Source organism: Bacillus sp. SH7-1 (genome assembly GCF_008042405.1).
GTDB classification, from domain to species: domain Bacteria; phylum Bacillota; class Bacilli; order Bacillales; family Bacillaceae_G; genus Bacillus_A; species Bacillus_A thuringiensis_N.
In genome coordinates, this window is the sequence record NZ_QNUD01000044.1 from 30,155 (window position 1) to 46,346 (window position 16,192).

The following is a 16,192-nucleotide window of genomic DNA, read 5'->3' on the forward strand; positions in this document are numbered from 1 at the left end:
TTGGGTGTCTTTTATTTTAAAAAGTATTTACCATACAAATAGTCCAACAAGCATAGCGCTTAATAAAGAAACAGCCATTCCGCTCACAAGAAGCTTCCAAACATTTTTCCCGATGACTGATGATTTTTCGCCACCAAATAATGAATTGTAAGTTCCATAAATCATACCCACTGTACTAAAGTTAGCAAAAGAAGCTAGAAATGTTGTTGCAACCGCAACCGTATGCGGTTGTAAAGACTTTAAGTTTGATTTTAAATCCATCATTGCAACAAATTCATTCGTTGTTATTTTGATCCCCATTAATTCAGCTACATACATAGCTTCTTTTCCTGATAAACCGAGTAAAAAGGCAAAAGGACTAAAGATAATGGAGAAGATTTTTTGAATTGTTAAACCCGTTACAAAAAATCCTAAAATCCCATTTAAACATGCAGTTAATGCTACATATCCAATTACCATAGCTAAAATAACGATAACCATATTCATCCCGACTAACATACTGTTTGAAATAGTAGAAAAGAAATCCTTTTTTTCATGTTTGGAAGGTGAATAAACAACATCTTCTTCTGTCGGGACTTCTACAGGGTTTAAAACATTGGCTAAAATTAATGCGTTAATACAGTTTAAAGGAATAGCACTGAAAATATATGTTGCTGGAACCATTGATAAATAAGCACCAAGAATGGATCCGCTAACGCTACTCATACTCATAATACCAAAAGTTAATAATCGATTTTCTTTTAATACAGATAATTGATCACGAACAACTGCAAGTGCTTCGGTGTTCCCTAAAAACATCATTTGAATGGAAAAGAAACTTTCTAACTTTGGCAAACGAGAAATCTTTGAAATAACTGCACCTACTTTATCAATAATCCAAGTTAAGATTCCGAAATAAGATAGAATATCGAAAAAAGTAATAACAAAAATGATAGGAAGTAATGCACTAAAGAAGAAATCAATGTGTGGACTGTCCATAGCGGAAGGGAATGCAAATCGAATTCCCTCATTCGCACATGCCAGTAGCCAACTGAAAAATGACGCTATTTTATTAATGATAATACTGCCGAGCTTCGTGCCTAACATAAACCATGTAATAAAGAGCTCCAATATGATTAGAATAACGATCGGTCTCCATTTTATATGTTTTTTATTAGGCGAACATAGAAAAACGATTAATATGACAACGAAAATCCCTAACATATTTAATATGAAATGCATCTCAACAACTCCTTGAGAGTTATTATTTGTATATAAAAAAGCTCCTATTCTTCCTAATTTAGAATGAGTGTATTTCAATTTATATTTTTCGTGAATTCTAAAAATTTAGAAGGAATAATTCGATAAAAATAGAATTTAATATATAACAAACAAGGAGGGGATAAAATGGAGGTCTATCACATAACGAGTAGAAAGAGGGAAACTTATAATGTTCAAGTGAAATATTCGATCCTTTTCGAATGCGCGCTTGGCATTGCAGCGATTACTCATAAAAGGTTAATTGATACACTTGAAAAGTCTCAAAGTGAATGGGAAGAGATTAGACAATCATTAACAAAAGAGATGAGAGAGCAATTACAGTTTGTAGAAGAACATAATACGTGGAAAGCGTTGCTTCAGTTGTTGTATGAAGAGGATTTTCAGGATTTATCGCAGTTTCATGCTAAAATCGATTCACTTTCAGAAGAAGATTTGAAGTATATATGTTTACCGTTTTTAGGAGAGAAGTACCAAGAAAAAAGAACTTTAGCGGCAAGTGGAGACGTAATTGCAATACATGAACTAATGGAACTGACACATGATCATCCGTTTTTCTCCGCGTATATTCGTTTTATATGTGATGTTCATGTACAATTGCTGAAATCTCATTTAATTGCTGTTATGACAGGTTGGTATGAAAGCGTTATTCAGAAAGAGGAAGAAGAAATACTTTCTATATTCAAACGAGACTATGAAGCAAAGAATGAAATGAATAAAAAGATGAAACCAGAAGAGTTTGTTGAGTGGGCTACAGGTGGAGTTAATTATATGCCAGAACCAAGTGTTCATCACGTGCTTCTTATCCCGCAAATGACGTACAGACCGTGGAATATTGAGGCGGATATTGAAGATACGAAAGTATTTCATTATCCAGTTGCAAACGAAAGTATTCATCCTGAAGATCCATATGAACCGAATTATTTTTTAGTTCAAAAACATAAAGCTCTTGGGGATGAAGCGAGGTTACGCATTGTAAAAATGTTGTTTGAAAAAGAACGTACATTGCAGGAAATTACAGAAAGATTGCAACTTGGTAAATCGACCGTACATCATCATTTGAAACTTTTACGGGCAGCGAAGTTAGTGGATATACATGACGGGAAATATGTATTAAGAAAGAAAGCAGTACAGTCGTTAGCGAAAGAATTAGATGCGTTTTTAAATAGATAATATGCAACAAGAATGTACATAAAGGGAGGAATTTAAGAGAAAAGTTGGTGTATGAAATTGAAAAATGTATTGAAAAATCGTTCGTTCTTTTTTATGTGGATTGGTAGTGCAATCTCAGAATTAGGAGGGGGTTTCGGAACGTTATGTAATTCAATTCTAGTATATGAGTTAACAGGATCGGAAATGGCTTTAAGTAGTATGTGGCTATTATATTTCATCCCATCACTCATACTGCAATTATTAAGTGGCCCATTTATTGATAAATGGAGTCGGAAGTGGATTATGATTTTTTCACAATGGATACGAGCGTCCGTTTTCTTATTACCTTTGGTGATGCTAGTTTCAGGTAGTATAGAAGTTTGGCACATTTATGTTGTTCAAATTGTAGTGGGACTTATTACACCGCTCTATATACCTGCAAGTCAAGCAATTACACCGAGCATTGTAGGGAAAGAACAACTTCAAGATGCAAATGCGTACATTGATGGAATGACTCGCCTTATGATGTTTCTTGCGCCGATATTAGGCGGAGTAATCATTCATTTGATTGGAACAGAACTTACATTAACTTTCGTATGCATGTGTCTATTTGTTAGTGGCACTTTCTTACTTTATATAAAAGAAAATAGAACGTCGCAACCTAATCGGAAAACGTGGCTAGAACAATTTCTTCACGGTTTTACATATTTTTTCAAAAAACCAATTATTGTTTGGCTCGGTATATTTCTGACTTTCGTGCAATTTGGAGTAGGGGTAACGATGGTTACAAATCTTACTTATATAAAAGATGAGCTGTCAGTGGGATACGCGGAGTATGGTTATTTTATGGCCGGATTTCCATTTGGCTATGTAGTTGGATCTATACTAGTTGGAAAAGTAACATATAAAAGTCGGCGTATACTTATGCTTGGAGGATTGTTTATAGGGGGACTCACATACATTTCGCTAGGTTTTAACCACAGTATTGTAATAGCGGTAATAATTGAAATAATAGCAGGTATTTGCATTGCCTTTTTCAATGTTTATAACACGACAATATGCCAGCAAACAGTCCCAAACAATATGATAGGACAAGTATTTTCAGTGCGATTATTTTTCATACGATCCGCTATGCCGTTAGGTGTGTTAGTAGGGGGAGTATTGAGTGAAATGTGGGGAGTAAGAGCACTATACTTTATTATCGGTTCCATGATATGTGTCACTTCTTTAATCGGAATATTACTTCCATATTTCAAATTTTTAGATGGGGCAGTTGAAGAAAAAACAGCATAATTCGAAAAATTTAAACTTTATAATTGAAAATAATTATCATAATCAACTATAATAGAAGTATAGTAGTATTCGTATTACAATGAAGGAGTGGGATATATGTTTATCGAAACGAAAACATTTACAGTAAAAGAAGGTACATCAAATATAGTTGTAGAACGTTTTACTGGAGAAGGTATTATCGAAAAATTTGAAGGCTTTATTGATTTAAGTGTTCTTGTGAAAAAAGTAAGACGAGGCGACGAAGAAGTAGTCGTTATGATTCGCTGGGAATCTGAAGAAGCATGGAAAAACTGGGAAACAAGTGAAGAGCATTTAGCAGGTCATAGAGCAAGCCGTGGTAAACCAAAACCAGATCATATTATTAATGTGGATCATGCGGTTTATTATGTGAAATCATCAAAAGCGGCTTATCAGCAGTTGTAATATATATGTAAAGGTAGAGGGTATTTGTTTATTAATAAACAAATATCCTCTTTTTTGATTTATAGTAAAATATGGATGTGATATATGTTTATTTGTTTAATTGTAAATGGAGGTAAATGAAGTGAAAAGAATATTACTAATGACAACTTTAGCAACGACATTATTATCAGCGTGTAGTAATAATAATGTGAAAGAAGAAGTATTTAAGAATGAGGAAGAAAAACGTGAAAGCAGTGCAAAAATAGTAGAGCAGAAGGAGTATATCATTATTGATAAGAAACATAATGATATATTTCTAAAAGATGCTAGTTCAAATAAAGAAGATAGTGTGAAAGTAAGTTTAAATGATTTAAATCCAACAAAATGGGAGGCACCTGTAAGAAACGGTATCCCAGATATAGGTGATCATATCTCTTTGGAAAAAGAGGGGGGCAAATACACACCTACATTAGTAAAAGATCTTGTTGGTGAAATAAAGTATGATGGTACAATTAAATATAAAATTTTAGAAGCAACTAGTAAATCAGTTAAGTGGTTACCACTAAATAAAGAGAACGATGGAGGGGTTGTTCCACCAGAGATGGTAAAAGTAGTGAACGCTTCGAAAATAAAGGCTGGAGACATTGTAACGATTCAAGATAAAACAAAAAGCAGTGAAGATGTAATTGTATATGAACTGACAATTGTTGAATAAGTATGTAGAAGATGAAAGATATAAGAGAAGTAAAAAATATATAGGTAACGAATAACTCCTTAATAATGTGTGTGGAGGTTACAAATGTTAGAAACACAAATATTTATTAAACATGAACAACATAAAAAATTAGTGCAAACAATAGTAGCGGAAACCTTATCTATGGAAAAGGTACATGGATTCATGCTAATTGGATCTGTCGCAAGAGGCGATGCATATACTGATTCAGATTTAGATTTCTATATTCTTTTAGAAGATGGACAAAAGAAAAAATTTCATTCTGAAACGAGAGAAGATATTTTAGTTGAATATAAGAGTGCAGATTTTAATCAAATTCAAGTAAACTTTAAAAACAATCCGATGGAACTTTACTCATTTCTAGAAGGGGAAATTTTGTTTGATAAAAGCGGTGAGTTGAAAAAGTTAAAGGAAATAGCTACATATGAATTTGAAAACTATCGTGTTTCTAGCGACAAAGTGAAGGGCATTTCTCATTGGTTGCATAGTTCATTAATTAAAATTCAATCTGCTTTGAAAGCAAATGATGAGTTAAAAGCTTCATACATAGTTCAAACTTCAACTTGGACATTGTTAGATGGGATATGGGCTGTTAATAATAGGCCTACACCGCCAGCGGGATCTGTTTTGAAGTATTTTGAAACATTATCTAAAGTACCAACTCATTTTGAAGGTTTTATAAATAAACTGTTTTTAGGTGATACGACAGAACGTACCTCTGCAGCAATTTTCTTGATTGAGTGGGTTTTACACAATTTGAAAAATAAATAATGTGACTATTTTATATAGGTAAAATAATATTTCGCGTCGAACGGTTTATGGAATTGCAGTCGTAAAAAACGTTCTAGGTTATAGAGAAAAGTATTAGACTATAAAGCATAGTCTTAGATGGAACGGTTGAATATCTTACCTTACATATTTAAGTGTTATGAAAATGAGTCTACATACCCTCTGCTTAAAAGGAGATGAGTGAATGAAGTTAAATCATTTGAATCTATGTGTTGATGATTTATCAGAAGCGAGACACTTCTTTGAAACATTTTTTGATTTTCAATTTTTGGAGCAAAAGGGAAAGGCACTAGTAGTGATGAGTGATGAGAGTGGATTTATACTTGTGCTGAGCGATCCAAAAGCATTTAAGGGGAATAAGGAAGTTACGTATCCAGAAGCTTTTCATATTGGTTTTTTAGTGGATACTTCAAAGGAAGTTGATCAAGCATATAATCGTTTAGTAGATGGCGGCATTGAAATAGAAAAGGCACCGTATGCGATGAGAGGTAGTAGTTACGGTTTTTATTTTTCAATGTTTAATGGGTTATTAATTGAAGTGTCTTGTCTTGACTATAAAGACGGTAAGAAAGTTCGATAGTAATTAACAAGAGTAATTGTTTGAAGATGTAAATATAGCCCCTTATCCAGTTGGGAAAGGGGCTTGATTATTTTGTTTGTTTTTTAAGGCGTATAAAAGGTAAAAAAACAAGCGGATTTTAGTCAGGAATATGACTTGTGAGAAAGCGTCTTTATTAATCTATCTGAATTTCAAATTCAAGCACAGCTTGATCTTTCCTAAACGGCATATTGTGTTCTTTAAATCGTAAGCTTATTCCAGACAAATTATCAGGAAGCGCAGGAGATATAACGAAATGATGACTCAAATGTCCATCAGTGCCGCCGCCACCTTCTGGCCAGCAGTCATATGTATCGTCTATTGATAATTGGAAGAAACTATGAGGCTTAACTTCATTAAAAGCTTCATTTGTGGAATCCCAATCACTATATAAATAAACTACACTAGCATTTGCATATTGCCGAATAAAAGTTAAAGTATACATGATACCTTTATATTCATACGTTTTAAAAACAGGTATATGTTTTTTGAATGTAGTTGGTTCGACGCGAGGTTTAAATTCACCTTCGTCCATCATGGAAGAGAATAATGAATTTAGATAGTCTGGATAAAATCCGTATTGCTTTGCCCATTTATAAATCGCTTCATCATGTGGAAAACCTGGATCACCACCTGAAAGTTCTTTCCGTTCTTTTAATAGTTCACAAATTTTTTCATCGATAGTATATAATCTATCATCGTAATAATCAGTAGGGCGTTCAAAAGTCATTCGTTGCATAATAATTCCGCCTTTTCTTTATTTTAACAAAAAAGAAAGGGCGATACATTTTTTAAAATAAATATTAAGTGTAAATCATTTATAAATCAAATATTGTAGACTTAAAATGAAGTTTGATAACAAGGTCTATTTTGCAGAGGAATTAGTTATGCATAAAATAACAATAATGTATCTTGATGCAAGAAAATCTAGAGAATCTAGCAGGTTTCCCATATGGTACAGTACGAAACTATTATCAGCAGTACAGTGATATAAATAGGAGGTTACCGCTATGACATCTGTATTTAAAGATATGGCGTTCCAGCTGAGAACGGAACGACTCGACCTGAATATGTGGGAGGAATCCGATGCAGTTTGGCTTAGAAAACTAATTGGTGAACGTGGAGTGGAAATGCCAACCGTTGAATCTGTTCGTAACGATCTTATTGAGAAGCGCAAGAAAGCAGCTGAAAATGGTATTTCTCTTCTCACTATTCGTAGACGAGACGAAGGCGATTTCATCGGATACTGTGGCTTAATTATCGGTCGTACTACTCTTGAAGAGCCGGAGATTGCATACGAGTTGTTCCGCAGTGCTCATCGCATGGGTTATGCGACAGAGGCAGCATCAGCAGTACTAGAGGCAGCGATTGCTACGGGTCGCCATAGACTTTGGTCTACTGTAGGGGCTTGGAATACTGCGTCTTTCCGGGTATTAGAAAAGATAGGATTTAAGCGGCATCACAGTACGTTTGGTGAACGCGGTGAGATTGTTTGGAATGTGCGCGATCTGTAGAAATTTAATTAGATTCGGAACAATTAAAAATGTAAAAGAAAGCCCATATGTTACATATGGGCTTTTCCTTATTATAGTAAATATTGATTTTGTATTTAAGTGTAATAGTCTATCTATTACCTTAGTTCTTTACATCATCATATAATTCCAGCGCCTCTTTCACATTCAATCTATTCTTCACAATACCATGTATTGCTTGAATCATCGCAGCTGGATGCTCCGATTGCCATATGTTTCGGCCCATGTCTACGCCGATTGCACCTTCTTGCAGTGCATTGTACGTAATGTTTAACGCGTCTTCAATTGAATCTAGTTTTGGTCCACCCGCGATTACGACTGGGGCAGGGCATGTGCTTGTGATTTTTTCGAATCCTTCGCAGTAGTACGTTTTAATAATGTCAGCGCCCATTTCAACGCATACACGGGAAGCGAGTGCAAGGAAGCGCGCCTCACGTTTTTGTAGTTCTTTTGCAACTGCGGTAATGCCGAGTACTGGCAGGCCATAATCGTGAGCTTCTGAAACTACATTTGCGAGATTCGTAACTGTTTGTGTTTCATAGTCTGATCCGACGAAAACAGACACACCTACGCCAATCGCGTTTTGTTTTACTGCTTCTTTTACAGGTGTAACAATTGTCTCATTCGCTAAGTCTTTACCGACGACAGTAGCCCCGCCAGATACACGCATAACCATCGGTGTGCTGCAGTTTTCAGGAATGCAGGAGCTAAGTACACCACGCGTTAAAAAGAGGGAATCCGTATAAGGAAGTAAGTTTTTAACTGTTTCAAGTGGCTGTTCAAGCCCATGAATTGGTCCTAAAAAGTAGCCGTGATCTATCGCTAACATAACCGCTCTGCCATCAGGTAAAATTGTATTTAATCGATTTTTAAATCCCCAAGTCATTTGAAATCACTCCTTCGTTAATGTTGGATTTTCCGTTTGTACCGTATCTTTACTTGGTAAATGTGGTGACTTAATAAAAACTGCTTTAAAAGGTTTGTCAGAATGGTTAATAAGATAGTGAGATTCATGAGGACGAACTTGCAGGACATCACCTTGTTTAATTGGAACTCTTTCGTTATTCACATAGAAATCTATTTCACCTTCTAATGCATAAAAGACCTCTTCGCACGTAGTATGATAATGGTTTTGAAACTCCTGCCCAGGCTGAATGACAACAAGGCCAAGATCAATATTCGGACCTTGTATTAAATATTTCGGCCCGTTATCACCGAAGCGATAGGAGAAGTCATTTTCATTCGCTTTTAACATACAGTTCACTCCTTTATGTAATGTGTTACACTGCACCAGGCGCAATCCACATATGTGAGGTGAGCCCTTTATCAGCTAAAGCGAGCTGACTGTCATATACAGTTTTCCATGTTTCATAGAACTCTTTATATAGTTCGTGATTTTCAGTAACTGGTTCGAATGTTTGCTCCCACTGTACAAACTCTTCGGCAGTTTCTTCCATAGATGAATATATGCCAGCACCAACTCCAGCAGCAATCGCAGTTCCTAAAGCAGCTGCTTCTTTCACAACAGGTACTTTTACAGGAATACCAAGGACATCTGATAGAATTTGTGGCCATAGTTTTCCTTTAGCGGCACCGCCAGCAAAAATAACTTCAGAAGGGAATGTACCAGTTAGATTTTCTATTAATTTTAAGTTTCCAAGTGTAACGAAGGCGGCATTTTCTTCAATAGCACGGAACAGTTCTTTTTTTCCGCATTTGTCAGCGTCTAAACTTAAATTTAAAAAAGAAGGTGCGGCATGACGCCAAGAAATGTAGTTCATTACGTTTGAAAAAGTAGGCATAATGCCATGTGAGCCGACAGGTACGTCTTTCGCTTGTTCTTCTAATAATGCATAAGCATCTACACCGAGCTTGTCAGCAAGTTTCTTTTCCTCTTGGCAAAAAGCGTCTCGAAACCAGCGCATAACAAGCCCTGGAAAAAAGGCAATCGTTTCATATTGCCACAGGTTAGGTATGACGTGACAATTTACGCGAATTGCAGCATATGGATCCGTAATTGGCTCAGTAACATTCACTTCTTGTTGCCAAAAACTACCTCCGCATATTAATGTTTGATTAGGCTTCACCACTCCCGTTCCGAGTGATGCCATTTGAGCATCTCCGCCCCCGGCGACGACAGGAATTCCTTCACTTAATCCAGTGAATGCTGCAAACTCTTTTGTAACGTTGCCAATTACTGTACCAGCTTCATTTACTGTTGGTGAAAATGGTAAAGTTAGACCGCACTCCTTGGCGACATCGTTATCCCACACTCTATTTTTTAAGTCGAAAATACCGGACGTACATCCATTTGAGGGGTCGATTTGCAGTACACCGCTTAGTTTATATAAAATCCAATCGTTTAACATCGTAAAAGAATGAATATTGCTATAGATTTCGGGTTCATGTTTTTTAATCCAAAGTAGGCGGGGTAAAGCACCTAGTGAAAAAGTTTGACCTGATCTTGTATATAAATCTTCTTCAAGATGCGACCGTATTTCTTTTAGCTCACTAACTTCAGCGGATGCACGCCCATCAACATTTGCACAAGCCCAAATTTCTTGCCCATTTTTATCATATAAAACAAAACCTTCTCGCATACTAGTAGCGCTAATAGCTTTAATAGAAGAGGGTGAGACATTACTTCTTTGTAAAACTTCTTTCGTGCATTTTTGTACTAGCTTCCAGTTTTCTATTACATCAAAATTCATAGAACCTGGGTAACGAGGATCCGTGTTATGAACCCATTCTTTTTGACTGACCGCAATTTGATTACCTAGTAAATCAAAAAGAACAGCTCGAATGCTTCCTGTACCAGCGTCAAAAGCTAATAAATGAGACATTAACAATCACCATCCTTTCGTAATAAGGAGAGGGCAGTTTCCTCATCGGTAATTAATGTATGAATAAACTTTCCTTTTAAGGCACCATAAATTGCGTCTATCTTTTCTGTACCTCCAGCAACACCGACGACATGATTCATATTGCGTAGAATAGAGAGAGGCGTGCCAATTAGACGATTGTGATGCGAGAGCTCTAATAAATCGCCATTTGTATTATAAAACTGTCCTAAAATATCGCCAGCACCGTTTTGACTACGAATATACGTCAGCTCACGTAGTGTTAATTTTTCTTCTTTTACAATCGTAGCGTTTTGTGATAATCCTCCAATACCAACAACAGCCGTATGAGCAAGTGAAGCGACATGAAGCATATCTTTTACACTCGGTTCTGATAGAATACTTTGTGCCATTTCGGTTGTAGACGCTAGAAACGGCGTAGGGATAATATGAAGATCGCCTTGCATGTAGTGTAAATAGTTTTGTTTTCTCGGGAGATAGTGATTTACTCCGCCTGTTAACGTTACGATTGAAAGATTAATAGAACTTTCGAAATGAATGTTTTCTAGCATTTTGCTAATTGTTTCTCCCCAGCCAATACCGAGTAAATCACCTTGCTGGAGCTGAGTTTCTAAATATTGTGCAGCAGCTTTTCCGAGAGAAGCGTGATAATTGTTTACTGGGGTAGGGATAATAAAAGCATCTTTTAAGTGAAATTTTTTCATTAGGTCACGCTCAATACTTAAACAGTGCAAACCAGTACCTTTTACGTGAAATGTAACGATACCTTCACTCCGCGCCTTATCTAATAACCGGACGACTTTATTTCTTGAAATATGAAGAAGTGAAGCAATCTCCTGTTGTGTTAATTGGTCTTTATAATAGTACCAAGCTACTTTAGTTAATAAATTCTCTTCAAAGTTAAGCTGAGTCATACTCTTCATCCCTTTCAACAATTGACCACTGCTTAAACATATGTGCCATATATTTTGTTTATTCCAGTTGAAACGATTAATAGTACGTAGAAAAAAGTGTTCTAGATATAAAAAAAGGAATATACAATGCTACAAAACAAGTAGAACAAATAATCATTTTCTCAAAAAATGTTCTGCATAAAGGCAGGTGATATCAAGTGGAGAACGTACCTTTATTACAAGTAAAGAAAATGAGTAAGGCGTTTTTAAATCAACTTGTATTAAAAGAAGTGAACTTACAAGTAGAGCGTGGAGATATATACGCTTTAGTTGGGGGAAATGGTGCCGGGAAATCAACATTAATGAAAATATTAACGGGGTTATATTCGTATGATGATGGAGTAATGTATGTAAAAGGAACGAAGCAACAGTTTTCAAATCCGTCAGAAGCGCACCGAAAAGGTATTTATTTAATACCGCAAGAACCGCTCATTTTTCCGCATATGACTATTGAAGAAAATATATGCATTGGGATAAAAGGGAAGAGAAGGGAACTGAAAGTAAAAGTTCAGCAATTGATTAACAGCTTAGGGTGGGATATTGACCTTTATAAGCTAGGAGCATCATTATCCATTGCGCAGCAACAGTTAGTAGAAATTGTTAGAGGATTAATACGAGAAGCCGAGATTCTTATTTTAGATGAGCCAACATCGACATTAACAACTCACGAAATTAAGAGTCTTTTTGTGTTGATGAAAAGTTTACAAGAAAAAGGAATTGGGATGATTTATATTACACATCGCTTTCCAGAAATCTTTGAAATTGCCAACAAAGTAGCAATATTACGAGATGGAATGATTGTAAGTCAAGGAGATGTATGTGACTATACATATGACATGCTAATGGAGGGATTATTACCCAAAGGGTATAAACAAGAAGAGAAAAGAGATATTGTGCAAGTGACAAAAGGAACGAAGAAAATATTAGAAGTAGTTGATGTAACGAGCCACGCATTCGAAAACATATCATTCACTGTACATGCGGGTGAGATTGTAGGTATTGCTGGCATTATAGGATCTGGCAGAACTGAATTAGCAGAAGCAATATTTGGATTGAAAACTATAAAATCAGGGTCTATTTTATTAGAAGGAAAATCAATTGATACGTGTTCTTTGCATAAAAGGCTAGACGAAGGGCTAGTTTATGTGCCAGAGGATAGAGCGAGGAATGGAATTTTCTCAATTGCTTCTGTTAAAGAAAATATTGCAGCAGCAAGTTTACAGCAAAATAATCGCTTTTTTATAAATCAAGAAAAAGAAAGCGCTTTAGTTAATTCGTTTATAGAACAGTTCCAAATTGTTGTACAGAATATGAATGAAGAACTGACATCTTTATCAGGAGGTAATCAGCAAAAAGTCGTGCTAGCAAAATATCTTGCGTGTAATCCGAAAATTATTATTCTTGATGAACCGACTCGTGGAATTGATGCGAAGGCAAGGCTTGAAGTGTATGAGACGATAGAAAAAATGAAAAGGGAAGGAATCGCAATTTTATTAATTTCTTCAGATGTTGAAGAAATTGTTCAATTAGTAAACCGTGTATATGTAATGAGGAATGGACGATTTGTTTCTCATATGGAAAAAGAACAACTGAGTGTGAATGAAGTTACACGCCTTGCATACGGAGGTGTAGCGGAATGAAACGCATGTTAAAAATGCACGAAACGTCTATTATAACGTTACTACTAATTTATATAGCTATTGTCGGAATGATAAACCCTAGTTTTATTCAATTTGACTCGTTATCTTTAATGGTGAAATCAAGCGTTATTTTAGTCGTGCTAGCAATCGGCCAATCGTTCGTCTTATTTACGAAAAACATAGATGTATCAGTTGGCTCGATTATGGGGTTAAGTGCAGCAGTTTGCGGGATGATGTTAACGAATGAGTATAGTGCATCCATGTCAATATTTGCTGCTATTATACTTGGGGCCATTATCGGTTTCTTAAATGGTATTGGAGTTGCGAAGTTTCGGGTACCAGCCATTATTATGACATTAGGCATGTTAGGAATTATTAGAGGAGCAATGCTGATTTTCACAGGCGGGAAGTGGATTGAAGATATTCCAAACGATTTTAAGCAGATGTCATCTATTGTCATTCTTGGCTTGCCCATAACTGTATGGTTCGTTCTTATTATTTTGCTACTACTACACTTCTTTTTAATGAAAGTACCATACGGAAGGTATTTCTATGCGGTTGGTGATAATGAAGAGGGCGCGAGACTCATTGGTATACCTGTTAATAAAGTGAAGATATATGCGTTTATTATATCAGGCATAAGCGCTGCACTCGCTGGTTGCATATTTGTTATGAATATCGGGTTCGTCCCTAATCAAACGGGTACAGGATTAGAATTACAAGTAATTGCAGCAGCTGTGCTTGGAGGAATTCATTTAAAAGGGGGAACAGGTTCTATTTTTGGAGCCGCATTAGGAGCATTGTTTTTAGAGGCGATAAGCAGTTCACTCGTCTTTTTAAAAATACCAGCATTTTGGAATAATGCTATTTCAGGTTTTTTATTATTACTAATCGTCATATTAGATAGTGTTATGAAAAAGTGGAAGGTAGAAAGGAGGATGAATCTATGAAGTATTTATACAGATGGGAAGGTGTTCTAATTGTATTCCTTCTTATAGAATTCATCTTCTTTAGTTTTATAAATAGTGATTTCTTAAACGTTAGTAATCTCCTTTTTAGTACAAATGATTTCTTATTTATAGCAATAGCGGCGATACCAATGACTTTCGTTATTGTAACAGGAGGAATTGATGTATCGGTCGGCTCAATAATGGGGCTCACTTCAATCTTGATCGGTGTACTTTGGATGAACGGAATACCTATTTTGCTAGCCTTCATAATAGCTCTTATAATTAGTTGTTTAGCAGGAGCTTTAAACGGATTCATTATAAAAATGACAAATGTAGAGCCACTTGTCGTTACACTTGGAACGATGTTTTTATACGGCGGAATTGCACTCGTCATTTCAGGAGGGGCAGGTGCTTCTGGGTATGAAGGAATAAGCGGATTACCTGACGCATTTGTACAACTGGCAAACGGTAGTTTTATAGGGATACCGAATTTATTATGGATTCTAATCGTATTAACAGTTTTATGTACTGTATTATTTCACCGAACTATATATGGGCGCCACGTAAAATTAACAGGTGCGAACGAAAATGCAGCAAAATACACCGGGATTAAAACGAAAAAAGTAGTCATCATCGCTTACATACTCTCCGGGTTAGGAGGTGGATTAGGGGGCACTTTCTTAACTGCATATTTCAGTTCGGCACGTGCTGATATGGGAAGTGAAACAATTTTACCAATTATTACGGCAGTCGTATTAGGTGGGACACTTATTACAGGGGGGAAAGGAAGCGTTATCGGTACTGTACTGGCGAGTATTTTTATTGGGCTCATGCAGTATGGCTTGCAAATGACGGGTTTAACAAATGAACAATCCAACGTAGTGATTGGTATTATCCTTATTCTTTCAGTTATAATGAGACATTTCAAATTACATCAATTCACACTGGGGAAAAGAAAGAACTTGCATAAGGGGGAAATGTCATGAAGAGAAAACTAGGGATTGTATTCATTGTATGCATTTGTTTAATCGGTTTAATTGCTTGTTCTAGTCAAACGGCAGATAAGAAAAAAGCGGATGATGTGAAATTTGCATTCATTCCGAAACTAACTGGAGTTGGCTTCTTTACATCAGGTGGTGAAGGGGCGAAAGAGATGGGAGATAAACTAGGCGTACAAGTGAAATATGATGGACCGTCTGAAGCAAGCGTATCAGGGCAAGTGAAATATATAAACAATTTTATTAACCAAAACTATGATGCAATTATGGTCTCTTCTACGTCAGTAGATGGTTTATCACAATCACTGCAACGTGCTAAGAAAAAAGGAATGACAGTGTTAACATGGGATTCTGATGTGAATCCGAAAGATCGTTCCTTTTATATAAGCCAAGGAACACCAGACCAACTTGCTAATTTATTAATTGAAATGACTTCCAAACAAATTGGAGATAAAGGAAAGGTAGCCTTCTTTTATTCTAGTCCAACTGTAACGGATCAAAACCAATGGGTAACGAAAGCGAAAGAAATTATTAAAAAGAAATATCCGAACTGGGAAATTGTAACGACACAGTACGGTGAAAATAATGCACAAAAGTCTTTGTCTGTAGGGGAGAACATTTTAAAAACGTATCCAGATATTAATGCAGTCATTTGTCCAGATGCAACAGCACTTCCGGCAATGGCACAAGCAGCCGAAAACTTGAAAATGGATAAAAAAGTCGTTGTAACTGGATTTTCCACACCGAATGTTATGCGTGATTATGTAAAACGAGGTACAGTAGCGCAATTTGGTTTATGGGATGTAAAACAGCAAGGCGCACTCGCTACGTATGTTGCGAATGAAATTGTTGTAAAAGGGAAGAAGTTAAAAGTAGGGGATAGCTTTGAAGTAAAAGGAATCGGAAAAGTGAAAGTAGAGCCAAATTCCATTCAAGGTTATGATTATGAGGCAGAAGGAAACGGAATTATCGTATTACCAGAGCGGGTTGTATTTACGAAGGAGAATATCGATAAATATAATTTCTAGTAACAA

The 16,192-nt window shown here is 36.0% G+C and carries 17 protein-coding genes; 11 read left to right on the forward strand and 6 right to left on the reverse strand.

The window, feature by feature from the left end:
• Positions 1 to 27 precede the first annotated feature (27 nt).
• On the reverse strand, positions 28 to 1,221 hold the full coding sequence (locus DN390_RS26910; protein ID WP_147808963.1) for a NupC/NupG family nucleoside CNT transporter: 1,194 nt from the start codon (positions 1,219 to 1,221) through the stop codon (positions 28 to 30).
• 165 nt (positions 1,222 to 1,386) lie between these two features.
• Between DN390_RS26910 and DN390_RS26915 the strand changes: the two genes are divergently transcribed.
• From DN390_RS26915 to DN390_RS26940, 6 genes are all read left to right on the forward strand, one after another.
• The gene (locus DN390_RS26915) at positions 1,387 to 2,430 is read left to right on the forward strand and encodes an ArsR/SmtB family transcription factor (protein WP_147808964.1); all 1,044 of its coding nucleotides are present in this window, start codon (positions 1,387 to 1,389) and stop codon (positions 2,428 to 2,430) included.
• A 51-nt stretch (positions 2,431 to 2,481) separates the two neighbouring features.
• Entirely contained in the window at positions 2,482 to 3,702 is a 1,221-nt protein-coding gene (locus DN390_RS26920) for an MFS transporter (RefSeq protein ID WP_147808965.1), read from the forward strand.
• 96 nt (positions 3,703 to 3,798) lie between these two features.
• Positions 3,799 to 4,125: a heme-degrading monooxygenase HmoA gene (hmoA, locus tag DN390_RS26925; RefSeq protein ID WP_061673316.1), complete on the forward strand. Its 327-nt coding sequence runs from the start codon at positions 3,799 to 3,801 to the stop codon at positions 4,123 to 4,125.
• 106 nt (positions 4,126 to 4,231) lie between these two features.
• Positions 4,232 to 4,819: a hypothetical protein gene (locus DN390_RS26930; protein ID WP_147808966.1), complete on the forward strand. Its 588-nt coding sequence runs from the start codon at positions 4,232 to 4,234 to the stop codon at positions 4,817 to 4,819.
• An 84-nt stretch (positions 4,820 to 4,903) separates the two neighbouring features.
• The gene (locus DN390_RS26935; RefSeq protein ID WP_147808967.1) at positions 4,904 to 5,608 is read left to right on the forward strand and encodes a nucleotidyltransferase domain-containing protein; all 705 of its coding nucleotides are present in this window, start codon (positions 4,904 to 4,906) and stop codon (positions 5,606 to 5,608) included.
• 202 nt (positions 5,609 to 5,810) lie between these two features.
• Positions 5,811 to 6,206, forward strand: a complete 396-nt coding sequence (locus tag DN390_RS26940; RefSeq protein WP_097950192.1) for a VOC family protein — start codon at positions 5,811 to 5,813, stop codon at positions 6,204 to 6,206.
• 154 nt (positions 6,207 to 6,360) lie between these two features.
• On the opposite strand, the gene DN390_RS26945 is transcribed toward DN390_RS26940, so the two are convergent.
• Entirely contained in the window at positions 6,361 to 6,963 is a 603-nt protein-coding gene (locus DN390_RS26945; protein ID WP_147808968.1) for a hypothetical protein, read from the reverse strand.
• Between the two features lie 271 nt (positions 6,964 to 7,234).
• Between DN390_RS26945 and DN390_RS26950 the strand changes: the two genes are divergently transcribed.
• Positions 7,235 to 7,738, forward strand: coding sequence for a GNAT family N-acetyltransferase (locus DN390_RS26950; RefSeq protein ID WP_147808969.1), 504 nt, complete (start codon positions 7,235 to 7,237; stop codon positions 7,736 to 7,738).
• Positions 7,739 to 7,859: 121 nt separating this feature from the next.
• Here DN390_RS26950 and lsrF read toward each other — a convergent pair whose 3' ends face one another.
• The 4 genes from lsrF to DN390_RS26970 are packed head-to-tail and all read right to left on the reverse strand — an operon-like array spanning position 7,860 to position 11,531.
• Complete coding sequence (lsrF, locus tag DN390_RS26955; RefSeq protein WP_000219785.1) at positions 7,860 to 8,642, reverse strand: 3-hydroxy-5-phosphonooxypentane-2,4-dione thiolase; 783 nt, start codon at positions 8,640 to 8,642, stop codon at positions 7,860 to 7,862.
• 6 nt (positions 8,643 to 8,648) lie between these two features.
• Complete coding sequence (locus DN390_RS26960) at positions 8,649 to 9,011, reverse strand: cupin domain-containing protein (RefSeq protein WP_000909987.1); 363 nt, start codon at positions 9,009 to 9,011, stop codon at positions 8,649 to 8,651.
• Positions 9,012 to 9,036: 25 nt separating this feature from the next.
• Positions 9,037 to 10,599 carry an autoinducer-2 kinase gene (gene lsrK / locus DN390_RS26965; protein ID WP_147808970.1) on the reverse strand — a complete coding sequence of 521 codons (1,563 nt, stop codon included), beginning with the start codon at positions 10,597 to 10,599 and terminating at the stop codon, positions 9,037 to 9,039.
• Positions 10,599 to 11,531 (reverse strand): sugar-binding transcriptional regulator, encoded by a 933-nt coding sequence (locus tag DN390_RS26970; RefSeq protein ID WP_147808971.1) that lies wholly within the window; start codon positions 11,529 to 11,531, stop codon positions 10,599 to 10,601. Before DN390_RS26970 ends, lsrK begins: the two co-directional genes overlap by 1 nt.
• Positions 11,532 to 11,728: 197 nt before the next feature.
• On the opposite strand from DN390_RS26970, the gene DN390_RS26975 reads away from it, so the two are divergent.
• Genes DN390_RS26975 through lsrB form a run of 4 tightly spaced genes read left to right on the forward strand, consistent with a single transcriptional unit; the run spans position 11,729 to position 16,186 of the window.
• Positions 11,729 to 13,210 carry a sugar ABC transporter ATP-binding protein gene (locus DN390_RS26975; RefSeq protein WP_147808972.1) on the forward strand — a complete coding sequence of 494 codons (1,482 nt, stop codon included), beginning with the start codon at positions 11,729 to 11,731 and terminating at the stop codon, positions 13,208 to 13,210.
• The gene (locus DN390_RS26980) at positions 13,207 to 14,160 is read left to right on the forward strand and encodes an ABC transporter permease subunit (protein ID WP_147808973.1); all 954 of its coding nucleotides are present in this window, start codon (positions 13,207 to 13,209) and stop codon (positions 14,158 to 14,160) included. Before DN390_RS26975 ends, DN390_RS26980 begins: the two co-directional genes overlap by 4 nt.
• Positions 14,157 to 15,146 carry an ABC transporter permease gene (locus tag DN390_RS26985; RefSeq protein ID WP_147808974.1) on the forward strand — a complete coding sequence of 330 codons (990 nt, stop codon included), beginning with the start codon at positions 14,157 to 14,159 and terminating at the stop codon, positions 15,144 to 15,146. Before DN390_RS26980 ends, DN390_RS26985 begins: the two co-directional genes overlap by 4 nt.
• Positions 15,143 to 16,186: an autoinducer 2 ABC transporter substrate-binding protein LsrB gene (gene lsrB / locus DN390_RS26990; protein ID WP_147808975.1), complete on the forward strand. Its 1,044-nt coding sequence runs from the start codon at positions 15,143 to 15,145 to the stop codon at positions 16,184 to 16,186. Before DN390_RS26985 ends, lsrB begins: the two co-directional genes overlap by 4 nt.
• Positions 16,187 to 16,192 lie beyond the last annotated feature (6 nt).

What these genes read in the sequence shown, in the direction of transcription:
- DN390_RS26910 (WP_147808963.1), bottom strand. Translation starts at nt 1,221, where the DNA reads ATGCATTTCATATTAAATATGTTAGGGATTTTCGTTGTCATATTAATC.
- DN390_RS26915 (WP_147808964.1), top strand. Translation starts at nt 1,387, where the DNA reads ATGGAGGTCTATCACATAACGAGTAGAAAGAGGGAAACTTATAATGTT.
- DN390_RS26920 (WP_147808965.1), top strand. Translation starts at nt 2,482, where the DNA reads ATGAAATTGAAAAATGTATTGAAAAATCGTTCGTTCTTTTTTATGTGG.
- hmoA (WP_061673316.1), top strand. Translation starts at nt 3,799, where the DNA reads ATGTTTATCGAAACGAAAACATTTACAGTAAAAGAAGGTACATCAAAT.
- DN390_RS26930 (WP_147808966.1), top strand. Translation starts at nt 4,232, where the DNA reads ATGGAGGTAAATGAAGTGAAAAGAATATTACTAATGACAACTTTAGCA.
- DN390_RS26935 (WP_147808967.1), top strand. Translation starts at nt 4,904, where the DNA reads ATGTTAGAAACACAAATATTTATTAAACATGAACAACATAAAAAATTA.
- DN390_RS26940 (WP_097950192.1), top strand. Translation starts at nt 5,811, where the DNA reads ATGAAGTTAAATCATTTGAATCTATGTGTTGATGATTTATCAGAAGCG.
- DN390_RS26945 (WP_147808968.1), bottom strand. Translation starts at nt 6,963, where the DNA reads ATGCAACGAATGACTTTTGAACGCCCTACTGATTATTACGATGATAGA.
- DN390_RS26950 (WP_147808969.1), top strand. Translation starts at nt 7,235, where the DNA reads ATGACATCTGTATTTAAAGATATGGCGTTCCAGCTGAGAACGGAACGA.
- lsrF (WP_000219785.1), bottom strand. Translation starts at nt 8,642, where the DNA reads ATGACTTGGGGATTTAAAAATCGATTAAATACAATTTTACCTGATGGC.
- DN390_RS26960 (WP_000909987.1), bottom strand. Translation starts at nt 9,011, where the DNA reads ATGTTAAAAGCGAATGAAAATGACTTCTCCTATCGCTTCGGTGATAAC.
- lsrK (WP_147808970.1), bottom strand. Translation starts at nt 10,599, where the DNA reads ATGTCTCATTTATTAGCTTTTGACGCTGGTACAGGAAGCATTCGAGCT.
- DN390_RS26970 (WP_147808971.1), bottom strand. Translation starts at nt 11,531, where the DNA reads ATGACTCAGCTTAACTTTGAAGAGAATTTATTAACTAAAGTAGCTTGG.
- DN390_RS26980 (WP_147808973.1), top strand. Translation starts at nt 13,207, where the DNA reads ATGAAACGCATGTTAAAAATGCACGAAACGTCTATTATAACGTTACTA.
- DN390_RS26985 (WP_147808974.1), top strand. Translation starts at nt 14,157, where the DNA reads ATGAAGTATTTATACAGATGGGAAGGTGTTCTAATTGTATTCCTTCTT.
- lsrB (WP_147808975.1), top strand. Translation starts at nt 15,143, where the DNA reads ATGAAGAGAAAACTAGGGATTGTATTCATTGTATGCATTTGTTTAATC.